17 protein-coding genes are annotated in these 20916 nt (G+C 70.1%); 15 read left to right on the top strand and 2 right to left on the bottom strand.

Annotated features, from left to right (window positions below; genetic code table 11):
- The first annotated feature begins 125 nt into the window (after positions 1–125).
- The 9 genes from J2X63_RS04480 (at position 126) to J2X63_RS04440 (ending at position 12033) form a co-directional block, all read left to right on the top strand.
- Complete coding sequence (locus tag J2X63_RS04480) at positions 126–1145, top strand: LacI family DNA-binding transcriptional regulator (protein WP_309974312.1); 1020 nt, start codon at positions 126–128, stop codon at positions 1143–1145.
- Between the two features lie 249 nt (positions 1146–1394).
- Positions 1395–2192 (top strand): L-ribulose-5-phosphate 4-epimerase, encoded by a 798-nt coding sequence (locus tag J2X63_RS04475; RefSeq protein WP_309974310.1) that lies wholly within the window; start codon positions 1395–1397, stop codon positions 2190–2192.
- 190 nt (positions 2193–2382) lie between these two features.
- Positions 2383–3465, top strand: coding sequence for a multiple monosaccharide ABC transporter substrate-binding protein (chvE, locus tag J2X63_RS04470; protein WP_309977790.1), 1083 nt, complete (start codon positions 2383–2385; stop codon positions 3463–3465).
- A 139-nt stretch (positions 3466–3604) separates the two neighbouring features.
- A complete protein-coding gene (gene mmsA / locus J2X63_RS04465; RefSeq protein WP_309974308.1) occupies positions 3605–5134 on the top strand; it encodes a multiple monosaccharide ABC transporter ATP-binding protein in 1530 nt (509 codons plus the stop codon).
- Between the two features lie 30 nt (positions 5135–5164).
- Entirely contained in the window at positions 5165–6403 is a 1239-nt protein-coding gene (gene mmsB / locus J2X63_RS04460; RefSeq protein ID WP_309974306.1) for a multiple monosaccharide ABC transporter permease, read from the top strand.
- A gap of 464 nt (positions 6404–6867) precedes the next feature.
- A complete protein-coding gene (locus J2X63_RS04455) occupies positions 6868–7623 on the top strand; it encodes an L-ribulose-5-phosphate 4-epimerase (protein ID WP_309974304.1) in 756 nt (251 codons plus the stop codon).
- Positions 7620–9248, top strand: coding sequence for an FGGY-family carbohydrate kinase (locus tag J2X63_RS04450; protein ID WP_309974303.1), 1629 nt, complete (start codon positions 7620–7622; stop codon positions 9246–9248). Before J2X63_RS04455 ends, J2X63_RS04450 begins: the two co-directional genes overlap by 4 nt.
- A gap of 128 nt (positions 9249–9376) precedes the next feature.
- Positions 9377–10900: an L-arabinose isomerase gene (araA, locus tag J2X63_RS04445; protein ID WP_309974300.1), complete on the top strand. Its 1524-nt coding sequence runs from the start codon at positions 9377–9379 to the stop codon at positions 10898–10900.
- Between the two features lie 29 nt (positions 10901–10929).
- Positions 10930–12033: a LacI family DNA-binding transcriptional regulator gene (locus J2X63_RS04440; protein WP_309974298.1), complete on the top strand. Its 1104-nt coding sequence runs from the start codon at positions 10930–10932 to the stop codon at positions 12031–12033.
- On the opposite strand, the gene J2X63_RS04435 is transcribed toward J2X63_RS04440, so the two are convergent.
- Complete coding sequence (locus tag J2X63_RS04435; protein ID WP_309974296.1) at positions 12030–12428, bottom strand: glyoxalase superfamily protein; 399 nt, start codon at positions 12426–12428, stop codon at positions 12030–12032. The two genes, J2X63_RS04440 and J2X63_RS04435, sit on opposite strands and share 4 nt — an antisense overlap.
- A gap of 162 nt (positions 12429–12590) precedes the next feature.
- Here J2X63_RS04435 and J2X63_RS04430 point away from each other — a divergent pair, with 162 nt between their 5' ends.
- From J2X63_RS04430 to J2X63_RS04405, 6 genes are all read left to right on the top strand, one after another.
- Positions 12591–13175, top strand: coding sequence for an HhH-GPD-type base excision DNA repair protein (locus tag J2X63_RS04430; protein WP_309974294.1), 585 nt, complete (start codon positions 12591–12593; stop codon positions 13173–13175).
- Positions 13176–13788: 613 nt separating this feature from the next.
- Entirely contained in the window at positions 13789–14775 is a 987-nt protein-coding gene (locus tag J2X63_RS04425) for an ABC transporter substrate-binding protein (protein ID WP_309974292.1), read from the top strand.
- A gap of 109 nt (positions 14776–14884) precedes the next feature.
- Entirely contained in the window at positions 14885–16561 is a 1677-nt protein-coding gene (locus J2X63_RS04420; protein ID WP_396133108.1) for a sugar ABC transporter ATP-binding protein, read from the top strand.
- The gene (locus tag J2X63_RS04415; protein WP_309974290.1) at positions 16558–17604 is read left to right on the top strand and encodes an ABC transporter permease; all 1047 of its coding nucleotides are present in this window, start codon (positions 16558–16560) and stop codon (positions 17602–17604) included. The genes J2X63_RS04420 and J2X63_RS04415 overlap by 4 nt, the downstream gene beginning before the upstream one ends.
- Positions 17601–18665 carry a galactofuranose ABC transporter, permease protein YjfF gene (gene yjfF, locus J2X63_RS04410; RefSeq protein ID WP_309974288.1) on the top strand — a complete coding sequence of 355 codons (1065 nt, stop codon included), beginning with the start codon at positions 17601–17603 and terminating at the stop codon, positions 18663–18665. Before J2X63_RS04415 ends, yjfF begins: the two co-directional genes overlap by 4 nt.
- A gap of 157 nt (positions 18666–18822) precedes the next feature.
- A complete protein-coding gene (locus tag J2X63_RS04405) occupies positions 18823–19866 on the top strand; it encodes a LacI family DNA-binding transcriptional regulator (protein ID WP_309974286.1) in 1044 nt (347 codons plus the stop codon).
- A gap of 66 nt (positions 19867–19932) precedes the next feature.
- Here the strand turns inward: J2X63_RS04405 and J2X63_RS04400 are convergent, their stop codons facing one another.
- Positions 19933–20730, bottom strand: coding sequence for an alpha/beta hydrolase (locus J2X63_RS04400; protein ID WP_309974284.1), 798 nt, complete (start codon positions 20728–20730; stop codon positions 19933–19935).
- Between the last annotated feature and the right edge of the window lie 186 nt (positions 20731–20916).

Raw genomic sequence — 20916 nt, 5'->3', positions numbered from 1 at the left:
GTCACGACGTGCGTTCGATGTGACGGTCACATTCGTGTGACAGTCACATTCGCCCCCGACCTGTGCATAATTGACTGCGCCGGCGTGTGTGACCGTGAACATGCCGAGATTCGATCGAGGTCGCCGTGCCAGAGGAGCCGCAGCGGGGTCGCGCCCCGAGCATCCGTGATGTCGCGCGGCTGGCCGGCGTCTCGCACCAGACGGTGAGCCGGGTGCTGAACCACCACCCGAGCATCCGTCCCGAGACGAAGCAACGCGTGCTCGACGTCATGGGCGAGCTGCAGTACAAGCCCAACCGGGCGGCCCGGGCGCTCGTCACGAGCCGATCCCGCACACTCGGCATCCTCTCGGCGTCGAGCACCCAGTACGGGCCGGCGTCGAGCATCGCGGCCATCGAGTCGGCGGCCCGGGCCGCCGGGTACTGGGTGAGCACGGCGAACATCGAGTCGTCGGATGCCGCGTCGATCGCCGATGCGCTCGCCCACCTCACGGCCCAGGGCATCGAGGGCCTCGTCGTGATCGCGCCGCAGGTGCGCGTGTTCGACACGCTCGCGCGCCTCGAGATGGACGTGCCGTACGTGAGCCTCCAGTCCACCGGTCGCGACGACGATCACGCCCTGTCAGTCGACCAGATGGCGGGCGCGCGGATGGCCACTCGGCACCTCATCGAGCTGGGCCACCGCAGCATCTACCACCTCGCCGGACCCCAGGACTGGATCGAGGCGGAAGCGCGGATGCGCGGCTTCCTCGAGGAGATGAGCGCACAGGACGTCGCCACGACCGCGCCGATCCTGGGGGACTGGACCGCGGAGTTCGGCTATTACGCCGGCCGCGAGCTGCTCACCGTGCGGGACTTCACGGCGATCTTCGCGTCGAACGACCAGATGGCACTCGGCCTCATGCACGCCGTGCGCGACGCCGGGCTCGACATCCCCCGCGACGTCTCGATCATCGGATTCGACGACATCCCCGAGGCGGCGCACTTCTGGCCGCCGCTGACGACGGTGCGCCAGGACTTCGGCGAGCTGGGCCGCCGGTGCGTGGCGCTGCTGCTCGGTGACATCGGCGACGCATCGGCGGAGGCGGCCGGCACGATCACGCCCGAGCTCGTGGTGCGCCGCAGCACCGGTGCGCCGGCGTTCTGACCTGCGCCACGCATGCCGCCATGCCGTCAGAGCCGGCGTTATGGATCCGTGACCTCTCGAAGTTGACAGCACCGGCGAGATTGTGGCTAACATGAGTTCCGCCATGTGAACGGTCACATCGAGACCGACATCGTGGAGCATCTCCGCCCGACGAAGGAGTCTTCCAGTGCCGATCGCCCCCGCCGCTGCATCGCACGCCACCGCGTGCGAAGGCCGGCGGCCCGGCACGATCGCCGCGGCGGTGAGCGCATGAGCAGCTACGGACCCCAGGTCGAGGTCGCCATCGCCCGCGTCCGGGCCGACGTCGCGAAGCTCCACGCCGAGCTCACGCGCTACGGCCTGGTCGTCTGGACCGGCGGCAACGTCTCGGGCCGCGTGCCCGGCGCCGACCTCTTCGTGATCAAGCCCTCGGGCGTCTCGTACGACGAGCTGGCGCCCGAGAACATGATCCTGTGCGACCTCGACGGCACCGTCATCGAGGGCACGCCCGGCGCCGAGCGGTCGCCGTCGAGCGACACCTCGGCGCACGCCTACGTCTACCGGAACATGCCCGAGGTGGGCGGCGTGGTCCACACGCACTCCACCTACGCCACGGCGTGGGCCGCGCGCGGCGAGGAGATCCCCTGCGTGATCACCGCGATGGCCGACGAGTTCGGCGGCTCCATCCCGGTCGGCCCGTTCGCGATCATCGGCGACGACTCGATCGGTCGCGGCATCGTCGAGACGCTCACCGGCCACCGCAGCCGTGCGGTGCTGATGCGCAACCACGGCCCCTTCACGATCGGCGCCAGTGCGAAGGACGCGGTGAAGGCCGCCGTGATGGTCGAGGATGTCGCGCGCACCGTGCACCTCGCCCGCGAGGCCGGTCCGCTGGTGCCCATCCCGCAGGACGCGATCGACCGGCTCTACGACCGGTACCAGAACGTGTACGGCCAGGCGTCGGACGCCCGCCGCACGAAGAGCGCGGGGCCGGCGTCCGACGCTGGTCGCGCGAAGGCCCCGAAGGCGGCTCCCGAAGCCCGCCGGAAGGTCGCAGACCGGCGATGAACGATCGCTCGGTTCCCCAGGTCTTGCGCAGCCCGTCCCGACGGGCGCGGCGCGAGGGGAGACGGCTGGCATGGACGCGGCCGACTCCGACTGTCACCAAGACAATGTCGTCCATGAATGACACACAGTGAAAGGACACACCGTGAAGAACACGAAGAAGGTGCTTCTCGCCACCCTCGCGGCCGGTTCCATGCTCGCGCTTGCCGCGTGCTCGGGCGGCAGCGGTGGCAGTGGCGACGGCGGTGGCGGCGGCGACGGCGGCCTCATCGGCGTCGCGATGCCCACGAAGAGCTCGGAGCGCTGGATCCAGGACGGCGACGCCGTCAAGCAGCAGCTCGAGGACCAGGGCTTCACCGTCGACCTCCAGTACGCGGAGGACGACATCCCCACCCAGGTCTCGCAGATCGAGAACATGATCACGAAGGGCGCCGAGGCGCTCATCATCGCCTCGATCGACGGCACGACGCTGTCGCAGGTGCTCCAGGACGCGGCCGACGCCGACATCCCGGTCATCGCCTACGACCGCCTCATCCGCGACTCGGAGAACGTCGACTACTACGCGTCGTTCGACAACTACAAGGTCGGCGTGCAGCAGGCCAACTCCCTGCTGAACGGCCTCGGCCTCACCGACCTCGAGGGCGAGCCGGCCGCTGACGCGCCCGCCGGCCCGTTCAACATCGAGCTGTTCGCCGGGTCGCCCGACGACAACAACGCCACGTTCTTCTGGAACGGTGCGATCGACACGCTCCAGCCGCTGATCGACGACGGCACCCTCGTGGTGAAGTCCGGTCAGACGGACTTCGAGCAGGCCGCAACGCTCCGCTGGGACGGCGAGGTCGCACAGGAGCGCATGGAGAACATCCTCACCTCGACGTACTCCGACGGCTCCACCGTCAACGCGGTGCTCTCGCCCTACGACGGCCTCTCGCGTGGCATCATCTCGGCGCTCACCGACGCGGGCTACTCGGTCGGCGAGGGCTGGCCGATCATCTCCGGCCAGGACGCCGAGCTCGACTCGGTCAAGGCGATCAACTCGGGTGAGCAGTACGCGACCATCTTCAAGGACACGCGTGAGCTCGCGAAGGTCGCCGTCGACATGGCGTCGGCGATCCTGAACGGCGAGGAGCCCGAGGTGAACAACACCGAGGACTACGACAACGGCGTGAAGGTCGTGCCGTCGTACCTCCTCGAGTCGGCCATCGTCGTCAAGGACAACATCAAGGAGATCCTCGTCGACAGCGGCTACTGGACCGAAGAGGAAATCAACGGCTAGTCACCACCGGTTCACGCCGGCCGGATGACGGTCAACCCCGCGTGTCGGGGCTCGAGCGGGAGTACTCTCGCCTCAGGTCCCGGCCGCGGCGGCATCCGTCATCCGGCCGGCCCCACCCGGCAATGAAGCAGGAGCAAGGATGACCACCAACATTCTCGAGATGCGCGGCATCACGAAGACGTTCCCGGGCGTGAAGGCCCTGTCGAACGTCACCATCGGGGTCGAGCGCGGCGAGGTGCACGCCATCTGCGGCGAGAACGGCGCCGGCAAGTCGACCCTCATGAAGGTGCTGTCGGGCGTGTACCCGCACGGCACCTACGACGGCGACATCGTCTTCGAGAACGAGACGGTGGAGTTCCGCGACCTCACGGACAGTGAGGCCAAGGGCATCGTCATCATCCACCAGGAGCTGGCGCTCAGCCCCTACCTCTCGATCGCCGAGAACATCTTCCTCAACAACGAGCTGAAGGGCCGCGGCGGCCTGATCGACTGGAACAAGACGAACTTCGAGGCGTCGAAGCTGCTCGCCCGAGTGGGGCTGCGCGAGAACCCGACGACGAAGATCATGGACATCGGCGTCGGCAAGCAGCAGCTCGTCGAGATCGCGAAGGCCCTCTCGAAGGAGGTCAAGCTCCTCATCCTCGACGAGCCGACCGCCGCGCTCAACGACGAGGACTCCGACCACCTGCTCGACCTGATCCTGCACCTCAAGGGGCAGGGCATCACGTCGATCATCATCAGCCACAAGCTGAACGAGATCAAGAAGGTCGCCGACTCCGTCACGGTCATCCGCGACGGCAAGACGATCGAGACGATCGCGAAGCAGGATGTCACGGAAGACCGCATCATCAAGGACATGGTCGGCCGTGATCTCGAGAACCGCTACCCCGACCACACGCCCGACATCGGCGAGGAGCTGCTCCGCGTCGAGGACTGGACGGCGCACCACCCGCAGGACACCTCGCGCGTGATGGTCGACAACGTGAACCTCCACGTTCGTGCCGGCGAGATCGTCGGCATCGCAGGCCTCATGGGCGCGGGTCGCACCGAGTTCGCGATGAGCCTGTTCGGCCAGAGCTACGGGTCGAAGATCACCGGGAAGGTGTTCCTCCGGGGCAAGGAGATCAAGACCCGCACGGTCGCCGAGGCGATCGACCACGGCATCGCCTACGCCACGGAAGATCGCAAGACGTACGGCCTCAACCTCATCGAGGACATCAAGCGCAACATCTCGATGGCCTCGCTGAAGAAGCTCGAGAAGTACGGCCTCGTGCACGACAACGAGGAGTATGCGGTCGCCAACGAGTACCGCAAGTCGATGAACATCAAGGCGCCGAGCGTGCTGGTGAAGACCGGCAAGCTCTCGGGCGGCAACCAGCAGAAGGTCGTGCTCTCGAAGTGGATCTACTCGGATCCCGACGTGCTCATCCTCGACGAGCCGACGCGGGGCATCGACGTGGGCGCGAAGTACGAGATCTACACGATCATCAACCGGCTCGCGGCATCCGGGAAGGGCATCATCGTGATCTCGTCGGAGCTGCCCGAGCTGCTCGGCATCTGCGACCGTGTCTACGCCCTCTCGGAGGGGCGCATCACCGGTGAGCTTCCCATCGCGGAGGCCACACCTGAGGCGATGCTCAAGCTCATGACCATGGAAAAGCCCCGCTAGCCGGCGCTGGCGGATACACCAGGAGACACCATGTCGAATCTGACCCCCACCACCTCGGAGGAAGTCCAGCTCCCCGGCGGCAATCTCAACCCCGTCGAGAACAAGTTCACCGACCGGCTGAGCCACGTGCTCTCAGACCTCGGCAAGAACGGCATCTTCATCGCGCTCGTCGCGGTGGTCGTGCTGTTCTCGGTCCTCACCAACGGCATCCTGCTGCGACCGCAGAACATCTCGAACCTCGTCGTGCAGAACGGCTACATCCTCGTGCTCGCGATCGGCATGGTGATGGTCATCATCGCCGGCCACATCGACCTGTCGGTCGGGTCGGTCGCCGCCTTCGTCGGTGCCTGTTCCGGCGTCTTCGCCGTGCAATGGGGCCTGCCCTGGTGGCTCTCGGTCATCCTCTCGCTGGGCATCGGCGCCCTCGTCGGCGTGTGGCAGGGCTTCTGGATCGCCTTCGTCGGCATTCCGGCGTTCATCGTGACATTGGCGGGCATGCTCATCTTCCGAGGCCTCGCGCTCGTCGTGCTCGGCAACGCGAACATCGGCTCGTTCCCCGCCGAGTACCGCGCGCTCGGCAACGGCTTCGTCTCGGTCGGCGACTTCGAGCTCGACCCGCTCACGCTCGGTGTCGGCGCGCTCGCGATCGTCATCCTGATCGTGCAGCAGGTGCGCACCCGTCGCGGCCGCCAGAAGTACGGCCAGGACGTCGAGCCCATGGTGTGGTTCATCATCAAGCTCGTGCTCGTGTCGGCCGCGATCGGCTTCTTCACCTGGTCCCTCGCCTCCTACAAGGGCATCCCGGTCACGCTGATCATCCTCGCCGTGCTCGTGCTCGTGTACGGCATCGTGATGAACCGCACGGTCTTCGGCCGGCACATCTACGCGATCGGCGGCAACCGCCACGCGGCGGAGCTGTCGGGCATCAAGACCCGTCGCGTCGACTTCTGGCTGTTCGTCAACATGGGCACGCTCGCCGCCCTCGCCGGCCTCATCTTCACGGCCCGGCTCAACCTGGCCGGCCCGAAGGCCGGTGACGGCTTCGAACTCGAGGCGATCTCCGCGGCCTTCATCGGCGGCGCGGCGGTGCAGGGCGGCGTCGGCACCATCGGCGGCGCCATCATCGGTGGCCTGATCATCGGCGTGCTGAACAACGGCATGTCGATCCTCGGCATCGGCATCGAGTGGCAGCAGGTCGTCAAGGGCCTCGTGCTGCTGCTCGCGGTCGCGTTCGACGTGTACAACCGGCGACGCTCCGGCGGCAACTAGGGTGTGCTGACCGAAGGGGCGGGTGCTGCGGCATCCGCCCCTTCGTCGTGCCTGGGCCGTCGCGCCCGCCGCCGCCATCCCCTCGTCGTGCCTGGGCCGTCGCGCCCGCCGCCGCCATCCCCTCGTCGTGCCCGGGGCCTGTCGCGCCCGCCGCCGCAATCCCCTCCATCGCACCCCTGGGGAGTCGGGCCAGCTGCCGGGATGGAGGAAGTTTCGGGCGGCCCGCGGCGCGTTGCCGGGGTCGGGGCGGCGCGTCGGCCGATCCGTCCTACATTTCGTCGTCGTGCGGGGCAGGGCCGGGCCCCCGGATGCCGCGTGCTCGGCACGCGTCGGCGGCCGCCGCGCGGGTTGCCGCGCACCTTCGTTAGCGCTAACATCGGTCTTCGTTAGCGCTAACGAAGACCTTCGACAAGGGAGTCCGCGATGCCAGATGGCCGCCACCAGCACGTCATCGAGGCCGCGGAGTGACCGCCGCGGCATCCGGGTTCGCGCCTGACGTCGACGCGGCGATCTCGCAGGTGCGCGACGACGTCGCCCGGCTGCACGGCGAGCTCACCCGCTACGGCCTCGTCGTCTGGACGGGTGGCAACGTCTCGGGCCGGGTGCCCGGCGCCGACCTCTTCGTGATCAAGCCCTCGGGGGTGTCGTACGACGACCTCGCGCCCGAGAACGTGATCCTCTGCGACCTCGACGGGAACGTGGTCCCCGGCACGCCCGGTTCCGATCGCAGCCCGTCGAGCGACACCGCGGCGCACGCCTACGTGTACCGCAACATGCCCGAGGTCGGCGGCGTCGTGCACACGCACTCGACGTTCGCGGTCGCGTGGGCCGCTCGCGGCGAGGAGATCCCGTGCGTGATCACGGCCATGGCCGACGAGTTCGGCGGGCCGATCCCCGTTGGTCCGTTCGCGATCATCGGCGACGATTCGATCGGGCGCGGCATCGTCGAGACCCTCACCGGCCACCGCTCCCGTGCGGTGCTCATGCAGAACCACGGACCCTTCACGATCGGCACCGACGCGAAGGACGCGGTGAAGGCGGCCGTCATGGTCGAGGATGTCGCGCGCACCGTGCACTTCGCCCGCGAAGCCGGCCCGCTCATCCCGATCCCGCAGGACGCGATCGACCGGCTCTACGACCGCTACCAGAACGTGTACGGCCAGGCGTCCGACGCCCGCCGCGACGACGACACCGCACCGAGTGAGGACGCAGCCCGATGACCGACTCCACGAACCCGCAGGCTGCGGGCACCGCCGCCGAGCGCAGCCGCGCAGCCATCCTCGAGGGACGCACCTCGCTCGGCATCGAGCTCGGCTCCACGCGCATCAAGGCGTGCCTGGTCGGCGAGGACCCCACGGAGGTGCTCGCCGTGGGGAGCCACGAGTGGGAGAACCGCTTCGAGGACCGGGTGTGGACCTACTCGCTCGCGGATGTCTGGTCGGGGCTCCAGGCGGCCTACGCCGACCTCGTCGCCGACGCGCGACGCCGCTACGACGTGCAGCCGCAGACGTTCGGCGCCATCGGCGTCTCGGCCATGATGCACGGCTACCTCGCGTTCGACGCGAGCGACGAGCTGCTCGTGCCGTTCCGCACCTGGCGCAACACGTCGACGGGCCCGGCCGCCGCCGAGCTCAGCGGGCGGTTCGGCCTGAACATCCCGCTCCGCTGGTCGATCGCGCACCTCTACCAGGCGGTGCTCGATGACGAGCCGCACGTGCCGCAGATCGACTTCGTCACGACGCTCGCGGGCTATGTGCACTGGCGCCTCACGGGCCGCAAGGCCATCGGCGTGGGCGACGCCTCGGGCATGTTCCCGATCGATGCCGCGACCCACGACTACGACGCACGGCTGCTCGAGGTGTTCGACGGCCTCGTGGCGGACCGCGCCCCGGGCCTGCACCTCGCCGAGCTCCTCCCGGAGGTGCTTCCGGCGGGCCGGCCCGCGGGCGACCTGACGGCCGAGGGCGCCGCCCTGCTCGACCCGACGGGAGGCCTCCAACCCGGTGCGCCGCTCTGCCCGCCCGAGGGTGACGCCGGCACCGGCATGGTGGCGACGAACTCCGTCGCCCCGAGGACGGGCAATGTCAGCGCGGGCACGAGCATCTTCGCGATGGTCGTGCTCGAGCGCCCGCTCGCGCACGCGCACCACGAGCTCGACCTCGTCACGACGCCCGCGGGCGACCCCGTGGCGATGGTGCACTGCAACAACGGCGCGAGCGAGCTCGCCGCCTGGGCGGGCGTGTTCGGCCGGTTCGCCGCGGCATCCGGAACCCCCGTCGAGCCGGATGCCGTGTTCGAGGCCCTCTTCCGCGAGGCGCTCGACGGCGACGCCGACGCCGGCGGCCTGCTCGCCTACAACCACCTCGCGGGGGAGCCGATCGCGGGGCTCACCGAGGGCCGGCCGCTGTTCGTGCGCACGCCCGACAGCCGGTTCAACCTCGGCAACTTCATGCGCGCGCAGCTCTACGGCGTGTACGGCACCCTCGCGCTCGGCATGCGGGTGCTCGCCGGAGAGGGGGTCGAGATCGACCGGATGTTCGCGCACGGCGGCATCTTCCGCACCGCGGGCGTCGCCCAGCGCTTCCTCGCGGGCGCACTCGACGCGCCCGTCGCGGTCGGCGAGACGGCGTCCGAGGGGGGCGCGTGGGGCATCGCCGTGCTGGCGTCCTACCTGTCGGCCGCCGACGAGGTCGACCTCGGCACCTACCTCGGCGAACGCGTCTTCGCGGATGCCGCGATCGACACCGTCGAGCCCGCGGCCGACGACGTCGCCGGCTTCTCTGCGTACCTCGATCGCTACCGGGCCGGGCTGGCCGTCGAGTCGGCCGCCGTCGACGCCCTCTGACCGCAGCGGCCGCGCCCCGGTCGCGCCGCACGCGCACCCCACCCACACCCCACCCACAGCCACACCGCTCTCACACCGCACCAAGCACCCCCCCGACGCACCGAACATCGCACCACGAGGAGACCCACATGACCCGCACGCCCCTCCAGACGAACCTCGACCAGTACGAGGTCTGGTTCCTCACCGGCAGCCAGCACCTGTACGGTCCCGAGACGCTCAAGCAGGTCGCCGACCAGTCGCGCCAGGTCGCGGAGACGCTCGACGCGGCATCCGACGTACCGGTGAAGGTCGTGTGGATGCCGGTGCTCACCGACTCCGACGCGATCAAGCGCGTCGCCCTCGAGGCGAACGCCGCCGAGAACGTCATCGGGCTCGTCGCGTGGATGCACACATTCAGCCCCGCCAAGATGTGGATCGCCGGGCTCGACGCCCTGCAGAAGCCGCTCGCCCACCTGCACACGCAGGCGAACGTCGAGCTGCCCTGGGGCGACATCGACTTCGACTTCATGAACCTCAACCAGGCCGCGCACGGCGACCGCGAGTTCGGCTACATCCAGACCCGGCTCGGGGTGCCGCGCAAGACCATCGTCGGCCACGCGAGCGACCCGCGCGTGCAGCGTGAGCTCGGCACGTGGCAGCGCGCGGCCGCCGGCCTCGCGGCATCCCGCAGCCTGAAGCTCGCCCGCTTCGGCGACAACATGCGCTACGTCGCCGTGACCGAGGGCGACAAGACCGAGGCCGAGCTGCGCTTCGGGGTGCAGGTCAACACCTGGGGCGTGAACGAGCTCGCCGAGGCGGTGGCCGCGGCATCCGACGCCGAGGTCGACCTGCTGGTCGCCGAGTACGAGGACCTCTACGAGGTCGTGCCGGAGCTGCGGAAGGGCGGCGAGCGGCACCAGTCGCTGCGCGACGGCGCGGCGATCGAGCTGGGCCTGCGCTCGTTTCTCGAGGAGGGCGGCTTCGGCGCGTTCACCACGAGCTTCGAGGACCTCGGTGCGCTGAAGCAGCTGCCGGGCCTCGCGGTGCAGCGACTCATGGCCGAGGGCTACGGCTTCGGCGCCGAGGGCGACTGGAAGACCGCGATCCTCGTGCGCGTCGCGAACGTCATGGGCGCCGGCCTGCCGGGCGGTGCGAGCCTCATGGAGGACTACACCTATGACCTGACGCCCGGCGACGAGCTCATCCTCGGCGCGCACATGCTCGAGGTGTCGCCGTCGCTCACGTCCGCGAAGCCGACGCTCGAGATCCACCCCCTCGGCATCGGCGGCAAGGAGGACCCCGTGCGGCTCGTCTTCACCGCCGACCCCGGCCCCGCCGTCGTCGTCGCGATGAGCGACATGCGCGACCGCTTCCGCCTCACGGCGAACGTCGTCGAGAACGTCGAGCTGCGGCATCCGTTGCCCAAGCTCCCGGTCGGGCGCGCGGTGTGGAAGCCCGCCCCCGACTTCCAGACGAGCGCCGCCGCCTGGCTCACCGCCGGCGCCGCCCACCACACCGTCATGTCGACGGCCGTGGGCGTCGAGGTGTTCCGCGACTTCGCCGAGATGGCCAAGGCCGAGCTGCTCGTCATCGACGAGGACACCACCCTGCCCGGTTTCCAGCGCGAGGTGCGCTGGAACCAGGCCTACTACCGGCTGGCGCAGGGGCTCTGAGCGAGGGCGGCGAGGGCAGTGCGGGCGGCGTGGGCGACGCACGCGGCGAGGGTCGTGAGGTCGACATGAGCCAAGCGGATGCCGCGGGCCGGCCGGTCTCGGCGGCTGAGCCGGCCGCGGCATCCGGAGCAGCGGGCGTGCCGACGATGTTCGACGTCGCCCGGCGCGCCGGAGTCTCGCACCAGACGGTCTCGCGGGTGCTCAACGACCTCACCGGCGTCGCCGCGTCGACGAAGCTCCGCGTCGAGCAGGCCATCGCCGAGCTGTCGTACACGCCGTCGCCGGCCGCCCGCGCGATGGCGAAGCGGCGCTCAGGGTCGATCGGGCTGATCCAGGCGGGACGGCCCGACTACGGGCCGTCGAACGCCGCGCTCGGCTTCAACGAGGCCGCGCACGAGGCCGGCTACACGGTGACCCAGGCGAGCATGCGCTCGCTCGACGCCGAGGTGCTCCGCCAGGCGGTGCACCGGCTCGCGCTGCAGCGCGTCGAGGCGATCGTGCTGATCTCGGGGGAGCGGGAGGGCGTCGGCGTGCTCACGGGCATCGACGCGGGCGTGCCGCTCGTCGTGGTGGCCTCCGAGCCGACGCCCGGGCTGCATCGCGTGTCCATGGACCAGTACGCCGGCGCCCGACTCGCGACCGAGCACCTCATCGCCCTCGGGCACCGCGAGATCCGACACGTCGCCGGCCCGGCCGACTCGATGGATGCCTCGGAGCGCCGCCGCGGGTGGACGGACGCGATGCGCGCCCACGGGCTCGAGGTGCACGCGCCCATCGTCGGAGACTGGCTCGCGGCATCCGGTGACGCGGCGGCCCGCGCCATCCTCGCCGAGGGCGTCGCGACGGCCGTGTTCGTGGCGAACGACCAGATGTCGCTCGGGGTGCTGCACGCGTGCTTCGAGTCGGGCGTCCGCGTTCCCGACGACCTCAGCGTGATCGGCTTCGACGACATCCCCGAGGCGGCGTTCTTCACGCCGGCCCTCACCACCGTGCGCCAGGACTTCGAGGCGCTCGGCCACGACATCATGGCGACGGTGCTCGACGTGCTCCGCGACGAGCCCGACGCCCCCGACCGCACCGCGCGGGTGCCCGAGGTGCTGGTGCGGGCGAGCACGTCGGCACCGGCGGGCTAGCTCGCGCCGGAGCCCGCGCCCGCCGACCAGGCGGGCAGCTGCTGCAGGGTCCAGCGGTTGCCGTCGGGATCCTTCAAGGTGATGAAGCGCCCCCACGCCTGCTCGTCGACGCCCTCGGCCTCGACGCCCTTGGCACGCAGGTCGGCGAGCACCGCGTCGGCGTCGTCGATGACGACCTGGATGACGTCGAGCGAGCCGGGCTCGAGCGTGGCGCCGAGCCCCTCGCCGATCGCGATCGAGCACGCCGACCCGGGCGGGGTCAGCTGCACGAACCGCAGGTCGTCGCTGACGCGCTGGTCGTGGTCGGCGTTGAAGCCGAGCTTGTTCACGTAGAAGTCCTTCGCCCGGTCGACGTCGCTGACGGGCACGTGGATGAGTTCGATCTTCCAGTCCATGGGGTGGCTCCTCGGTCGGTTGCGCGATCCGTTCCATCGAATCGCCTGCGCCCAGTCTGGCCAACGATGCGGTCAGTTCCTGTCCGCATGCGGTGACGTATGCCGCGTGCCTGCGCCGCGGCATCCGCTCGCCCTGGTGACGCCGTGGACCCCGGTGGAAGGATGGAGCACATGGCACTGCACATCACCGGAGACGCCGCCGCCGACGAACTGCTCAGCACCGACGCGTTCGCGCTGCTCACGGGCATGCTGCTCGACCAGCAGGTCGCGATGGAGACGGCCTTCGCCGGGCCGCTGAAGATCAAGGAGCGCACCGGCTCGATCGAGCCGCAGGCGGTGGCCGGCTACGACCCCGAGCGGTTCGCCGAGCTGTTCAAGCAGACGCCCGCCGTGCATCGCTACCCGGGGTCGATGGCGGGGCGGGTGCAGTCGTTGGCGCAGGCGGTCGTCGACGACTGGGGTGGCGACGCGGCGGCCATCTGGACGCAGGGCGACCCCGACGGTGCCGAGGTGCTGAAGCGACTCAAGGCCCTCCCCGGCTTCGGCGAGCAGAAGGCGCGGATCTTCCTGGCGCTGCTCGGCAAGCAGCTCGGGCTCGAGGCATCCGGCTGGCGCGAGGCCGTCGGCCACTACGGCGAGGACGGATGCTTCGCCTCGGTCGCCGACATCACCGACCCCGAGTCGCTCGCCAAGGTGCGCGCGACGAAGCAGGCGGCGAAGGCGGCAGCGAAGGCGCCCAAGGCGTAGCCCCGCGCGCTCGCGTCCGCCCGCCCGCCGTCCGCCCGCGCCGCGCACTGGCGCCGGTGGCCTCGTCGTCCCGCCGAGTCGAGGAGCGAGCGCGCGCCATCGCCCCGATTCAGGCATGCGTGCGCGATTCAGGCGCGAACGGCGCGTTTCATCCTGAGCGCGGGCCGTTCGCCTGAGCCGCCGCCCACGAGCACACGTCGGGCGAGCCGGATGCCGCGGCGGATGCCCGCCGGAATCCCGTTCGGGCGGCGGAATCCCGAGCGCCGGGGCTTCCGATGCGAGAACGGGATTCCGGTCGGAAGGGCTCGGCGAGGCGCGCAGGAGCAGAGCGGCGTGCCCGAATGAGCGCTCACATTCGCAGCCGGACCACGCGCGTGCCGGTGACGCCGCCGGAGCGCCGGGCCTCGGCGATGCGAGCGGCCGGGCGGGAGGAGGGGCGGAAAGCGGCATCCGTCGACCGTGATGCATCCGTTATCGAACTCGCACTTGTGAGCGCTAACAAGTGAGCGCTAACATCGCGATTGCGGTCAGGATGAACTGACCGTCCGGCGCACCAGGGACGCAGCATCACCGATCACTCCGCCGGCACCACTGAACAAGGAGGTTCACACTGATGAAGAAGCTCATCGGAATCGCCGCAGCCGGCGCGATGCTCCTCGCCCTCTCCGCCTGCGCGGGAACCGGCGGGAGCGGCGGCGCGAGCGAGGGCCCGAAGGCGCTCGACGAACTCGTCGTCGGCTTCGCCCAGGTCGGCGCGGAGTCGGGTTGGCGCACCGCCAACACCAAGGACATCCAGGCGGCCTTCGAGGACGCGGGCATCGAGCTCAAGTTCTCCGACGCGCAGCAGAAGCAGGAGAACCAGATCAAAGCGATCCGCTCCTACATCCAGCAGGGCGTCGACTACATCGCCTTCTCGCCCGTCGTCGAGACCGGGTGGGATGCGGTGCTCAACGAGGCCAAGGCCGCGGGCATCCCCGTCGTGCTCACCGACCGTGCGGTCGACAGCAAGGACACGTCGTTGTACAAGTCGTTCCTCGGCTCGGACTTCATCGAAGAGGGCAAGAAGGCCGGCCTCTGGGTGCTCGACCAGTACAAGGACTCGACGGAGAAGGTCAACATCGTCCAGCTCGAGGGCACGACGGGCGCCGCTCCGGCGATCGACCGGGCCGAGGGCTTCGCCGACACGATCCGCCAGAACCCGAACCTCGAGGTCGTCGCCAGCCAGACCGGTGACTTCACGCGTGCCGGCGGCAAGCAGGTCATGGAGGCGATGCTGAAGTCGAACCCCGACATCGACCTGGTCTACGCGCACAACGACGACATGGGCCTCGGCGCCATCGAGGCGATCGAAGCGGCGGGCCTGGTTCCCGGCGAGGACATCAAGATCGTCACGGTCGACGCGGTGCACGACGGCATGCAGGCCCTCGCCGACGGCAAGATCAACTTCATCGTGGAGTGCTCGCCGCTCCTCGGCAAGCAGCTCGTCGACATCATCAAGACCCTCAACGACGGTGGCGAGGTCGAGCAGCGCATCATCACCGAGGAGACGACGTTCGACCAGGAGCAGGCCATCGAGGCCCTGCCCGACCGGCAGTACTGATCCGATCGACGGATGCCGCGAGGCATCCGTCGACCGATCGGGCCGGCGGGTGCGGGGAGCGACTTCCGCGCACCCGCCGTGCCCTACGCTCGACCCACCACCAGACTCGATGGAGCGCCTCGTGACCAACCCCACCGATCCCGCCGCCCCAGTGGTGGAGATGCGCGGCATCTCGATCACGTTCCCGGGCGTCAAGGCGCTCGACGGCGTCGACTTCCGCCTGTTCCCCGGCGAGGTGCACTCGCTCATGGGTGAGAACGGTGCGGGCAAGTCCACCCTCATCAAGGCGCTCACCGGGGTGTACGGCATCGATGCCGGCACCATCACGCTCGGCGGCGAGCAGGTCTCGTTCAGCGGGCCCGCCCAGGCGCAGGCATCCGGAATCTCGACGGTGTACCAGGAGGTGAACCTCCTGCCCAACCTGTCGGTGGCCGAGAACATCATGCTCGGGCGTGAGCCGCGGCGCTTCGGCTCGGTCGACTGGCGTGCGATGCGCCGCCGCTCCGCCGAGCTGCTCGCGGGCCTCAACCTCGACCTCGATCCGGGCTCGCTCCTCGGCGACCACTCGCTCGCGGTGCAGCAGCTCATCGCGATCGCCCGCGCCATCGACGTGCAGGCGAAGGTGCTCATCCTCGACGAGCCCACCTCGTCGCTCGACGCCGACGAGGTCGCCGAGCTCTTCCGCGTCATCCGCTCGCTCAAGGAGCAGGGCGTCGCGATCCTCTTCGTGTCGCACTTCCTCGACCAGGTGTACGAGATCTGCGACCGCCTCACCGTGCTGCGCAACGGCAAGCTCGTGGGGGAGTACCTCGTCGAGGAGCTGCTGCGCATCGACCTCGTGCAGAAGATGATCGGCAAGGAACTCACGGTGCTCGACGACCTCGAGCAGCGCGCGCGATCGGTGTCGGTCGACGAGTCGGATGCCGCGACCTTCGTGCAGGCGACCAAGCTGGGGCGCCGTGGCGCGATGCATCCGGCCGACCTGCCGATCGCGGCGGGCGAGGTCGTGGGCTTCGCGGGACTGCTCGGCTCGGGCCGCACCGAGTTCGCGCGCCTCCTCGGCGGCATCGACCGGGCCGACTCGGGCGAACTGTCGATCGGCGGAAAGTCCACACGGTTGCGCACACCCCGTCAGGCGCTCTCGCACCGCATCGCCTTCTCGTCCGAGAACCGCCGCGACGAGGGGGTCGTCGGCGACCTCACCGTGCGCGACAACATCGTGCTCGCCCTGCAGGCCGACCGCGGATGGGCCAGGCCCATCCCCAAGAAGCGGCAGGACGAGCTCACGCAGAGCTACATCCAGGCCCTCAACATTCGGCCCGCCAACCCCGATGCGCTCGTGCGCAACCTCTCGGGCGGCAACCAGCAGAAGGTGCTGCTCGCGCGCTGGCTTGCGATCGCGCCCCGGCTCCTCATCCTCGACGAGCCCACCCGCGGCATCGACATCGGGGCGAAGGCCGAGATCCAGAAGCTCGTCTTCAACCTGGCCGAGAACGGCATGAGCGTGTTGTTCATCTCGGCCGAGCTCGAGGAGGTGCTGCGCCTCAGCCACCGCATCGTGGTGCTGCGCGACCGGCACGTCGTCGCCGACCTCGAGAACGACGGGCTCACCGTCGACGCGCTGCTCGCGCTCATCGCCGACGGCTCGGGCGACGATCCAGAGGCTCCGGATGCCGCGGGCGGCGAGCTGCTCGCCGCATCCCTGCTGCCCGCGGCATCCGTCACCGACCCGGCGGCGACCGAATCCGACCCGACCACGACCGATCCGACAGGAGACCCCCGATGAGCGCCCTGCTCGCCCGGCTCATCGCGAACCGGCTGTTCTGGCCGATCGTGATGCTGCTCGTGCTCTTCACGATCAACCTGATCGCCTTCCCCGGCTTCTTCACGGTCACCCTGCGCGACGGGCACCTGTTCGGCAGCCTCGTCGACATCCTGCGCAACGGCGCACCCACGCTCATCATCGCCGTGGGCATGACCCTCGTCATCGCCACACGCGGCATCGACCTGTCAGTCGGCGCCGTCGCCGCGATCGCCGGCGCCGTGGCCTGCTCGATCATGCTCGGCTCGCCCGACCCGGGCAACCCCGCCACGGTCGCCGTCGCGATCACCGTCGCGCTGCTCATCTCGCTCGTGCTCGGCGCGTGGAACGGCTTCCTCGTGGCGGTGCTCGGCATCCAGCCGATCATCGCGACGCTCATCCTCATGACCGCGGGCCGGGGCGTGGCGATGCTCATCACCGAGGGGCAGATCCTCACGGTCAACAGCCCGCCGTTCAAGGCGCTCGGGTCGGGCTTCTGGTTCGGCGTGCCGATCGCCGTCATCATCGCGGCGGTCGTCTTCGCCGCGGCGGCGCTCATCACGCGTCGCACCGCGCTCGGCATGTTCATCGAGTCGGTCGGCATCAACCCCGAGGCGAGCCGCCAGGCGGGCGTGCGGGCGCGCGGGCTGCTGTTCGTCGTCTACACGTTCAGCGCGTTCTGCGCGGCGATCGCCGGGCTCATCCTCACGGCGAACACCGCCGCCGCCGACGCGAACAACACGGGCCTGTTCATCGAGCTCGACGCGATCCTCGCGGTGGTCATCGGCGGCACGTCGCTGGCCGGCGGCCGCTACACCCTGGCCGGCACGCTCGTCGGCGCCCTCGTCATCCAGACCCTCGTGACGACGGTCTACACCGTCGGCATCCCGCCGATCGCGACGATGGTGTTCAAGGCGGCGGTGGTCACCGTCGTGTGCCTGCTGCAGTCGCCGACGACGGCCGAGGCGCTCAGCGGATTCCGGCGAAGACTGTCCGTGCGAGCCGGCAAGGGGGTGGCGACCTCATGACGAAGCTCCTCGACGCACCCGAGCGCCCCACACGCACCGGCGGCCGTGGCCGTGGCGGCCCGACCGGCCAGGCTCCCCGCGCGGGCGTGGTGCGCAGCATCCGGAACCTGCTCACGAGCCCGAAGTACGGGCCCGTCACCGTGACGGCCGTGCTGTTCGTGGCGATCTTCATCATCGGCGGCGTGCGGTATCGCGGGTTCTTCTCGGGGCAGGTGCTCCTCAACCTGTTCGTCGACAACGCCTACCTGATCGTGCTCGCGGTCGGCATGACGTTCGTGATCCTCACCGGCGGCATCGACCTCTCGGTCGGCGCGGTCGTCGCCCTCAGCGGCATGATCGCGGCGAGCCTGCTGCAGACCGGCTGGTCGCCCGCGGCGGTGATCCCGCTGATCCTCGTGCTCACGAGCGTGCTCGGCCTGCTGGTGGGGTTGATGATCCACATCTTCAAGGTGCAGCCGTTCATCGCCACGCTGGCGGCGATGTTCCTCGCCCGCGGCCTCTGCTACGTGATCAGCCAGAGCTCGATCTCGATCACGGATGCCACGTTCGTGCAGTTGGCCGTGGCGCGCATCCCGCTCGGCGGCAACATGTCGATCACGCCGAGCGTCATCATCGCGGTCGTCGCCGTGGCGATCGCCGTCTGGGTGCTGCATGCCACCCGGTTCGGGCGCACGGTGTACGCCATCGGCGGCAGCGAGCAGAGCGGCCTGCTGATGGGCCTCCCCGTCGCCCGCACGAAGGTGCTCGTCTACGTGATCAGCGGATTCTGCTCGGGTCTCGCCGGCGTGCTCTTCACCTTCTACACGCTCTCGGGCTACCCGCTCACCGCGATCGGCACGGAGCTCGACGCGATCGCCGCGGTCGTCATCGGCGGCACGCTGCTCACCGGCGGCTACGGGTTCGTGCTCGGGTCGGTGCTCGGCGTGCTGGTGCTCGGCGTGATCCAGACCATCATCACGTTCGAGGGCACGCTCTCGTCGTGGTGGACGAAGATCTTCATCGGCGCCCTGCTGCTCGTGTTCATCATCCTGCAGAAGGTGCTCACGGCCAGGCGGCGGTGAGGGTGCCGCGTCCGGGGGCGGTGGGTGCGGCGGCGATCGCTGCGGCCGAGCCGCCGGACGACGCGGCTGACCCCAAGCGGCCGGGCCGACCGGCTCCGGGCAGGATAATCGACATAATGAGCGCGCCCCAGGGCGCGGGGCGGGAGCGCAGCAGCGAGTGGTCGAGCCAGACGACAGGGCGCGCGCTGCGACGATCTTCGACGTCGCACGGCTCGCCGGCGTGTCGCACCAGACGGTGTCGCGCGTGCTCAACGACCTGCCCAACGTGCGCCCGGCCACCCGCGCCCGCGTCGAGCAGGCGATCAAGCAACTTCGCTACGTGCCGTCCCCGGCCGCGCGCGCGCTGGTCACGCGGCGCACGCGCACGCTCGGGCTCATCGTCACCGGCGCCCCCGACTACGGACCCTCGAGCACGGCGCTGCACTTCAACGAGGCCGCACGCGACGCCCGGTACTCGGTGATCACGGCGAGCATGCTCGAGACGGATGCCCCGAGCCTGCGCTCGGCGGCCGAACTGCTCGTGCGCCAGAACGTCGAGGCGATCGTGCTGATCGCCGCCGAGCGGGGCGCGCTCGACGCCCTCGACGGGGTCGAGCTCGGGGTGCCGATCATCGCGGTCGCCTCCGAGGACCGCGGCGGCATGCACCGGGTCTGGCTCGACCAGTACTCGGGCGCTCGCCTGGCCGTCGAGCACCTCATCTCGCTGGGGCATCGTGAGATCCGGCATGTCAGCGGCCCGTCGAACGCGATGGATGCGGCGGAGCGCCTGCGGGGGTGGTCGGCGGTGCTCGGCGAACACGGGCTTCCGGCTCGCGAGCCCCTGGTCGGCGACTGGTCGCCGCGCAGCGGTGCCGCCCACGGACGCACGCTCGCCGCTGACGCCGACATGACCGCGGTGTTCGTGTCGAACGACCAGATGGCGCTCGGCGTGATGCACGCGCTCGCCGAGGCCGGACGCTCGGTGCCGGGCGACGTCAGCGTCGTCGGCTTCGACGACATCCCCGAGGCGGCCTACTTCACCCCGCCGCTCACGACCGTGCGGCAGGACTTCGACGCGCTCGGCCGCGACGCCATGGCGGGAGTGCTCGCGGTCCTGGGCGACGACGACCGGCTCATGCCCGCGCCCCGGGTGCCCGACCTCGTCGCGCGGGCGAGCACGGCCGCGCCCACGCGGGTGCGGGTCGCGGTCACGTCGCCCTGAGCCCGAGTCGCGCGCGGCCGCGCACGCGGCATTCGCGCCGGGTGCGCGTGCCGCCGCGGCATCCGTTCAGCCGACGAGGAACTCCGCGATCACGAGTGCCATCCCGTGCGGGTTCCAGCGGTGGTCGGTGCCGGGGATGGTGCGGCTCGTGGCATCCGGCATCGAAGCGACGATGGATGCCGCAGCCGACGTCATGAGCGGCTGCGTCTGCTCGGCGACTAGGACCAGCGTCGGCGCGCTGATGCCGCGCCAGAGCTCGGCGCGGGGGGCGGACTGCGTCCAGGCGAGCGACTCGGCGTCGGGCAGCAGGCTCGGCGCGACCTCGAGCATCGTCGGCCAGCCCGGGCTCCGCCTGGCCCCCTCGAGCCACTCGGGCGGCATGTCGGCCATGAAGGTCTCGAGGGTGCCGACCCGGTCGCCGGCCTCGATGCGCTCGCGGAGCTCCTCGACGAAGACGGCACCCTCGGCTCCGCCCTCGGCGTCGAGCGGCACCTCGAAGAACACGAGCTTCGAGACGGGCAGGCCGGCAGCGGCGGCGGCGAGGGCGATCGCGCCGCCCGACGAGTTGCCGAACAGGGCGACCGCGTCGTCGGCCCCCTCGGTGAGCAGCTCGGTGAGCGCGCGCAGGTCGTCGATGGTCTGATCGAGGGTGATGGGCGGCTCGGCGGGACTCTCGCCGCGGCCGCGCCGGTCGTAGTTGACGACGGTGAAGCCGTGGCCGGCGAGCAGGTGCGCCATCTCGACCGTCGCGGGGTCGAACGCCCGGAACTGCATCGCCCCGCCGATCAGGATCACGGGCGGCCCGCCGCCCTCGCGGTCGAACGCGATGCGCGTGCCGTCGGCGGATGTCACGAACTCGGTCATCGGGCCTCCTTGCCGTTGCAGCGTCACGCTACGCCGACCCTCCGACGACCTCCAGCGCCGCTCTGCGACGGCTCGGCGTCGCGAGATCGGGAGCCCCGCGGTGAGATGACGCGAATCGACGTTCGAACAGCACCGGAACGACAGTTCGCGTCATCTCGGAGCTTCCGCGCACGTGGGGCTCCAGCC

This window comes from Agromyces sp. 3263 (genome assembly GCF_031456545.1).
GTDB lineage: Bacteria > Actinomycetota > Actinomycetes > Actinomycetales > Microbacteriaceae > Agromyces.
This window is presented reverse-complemented; position numbering and strand designations above follow the sequence as displayed.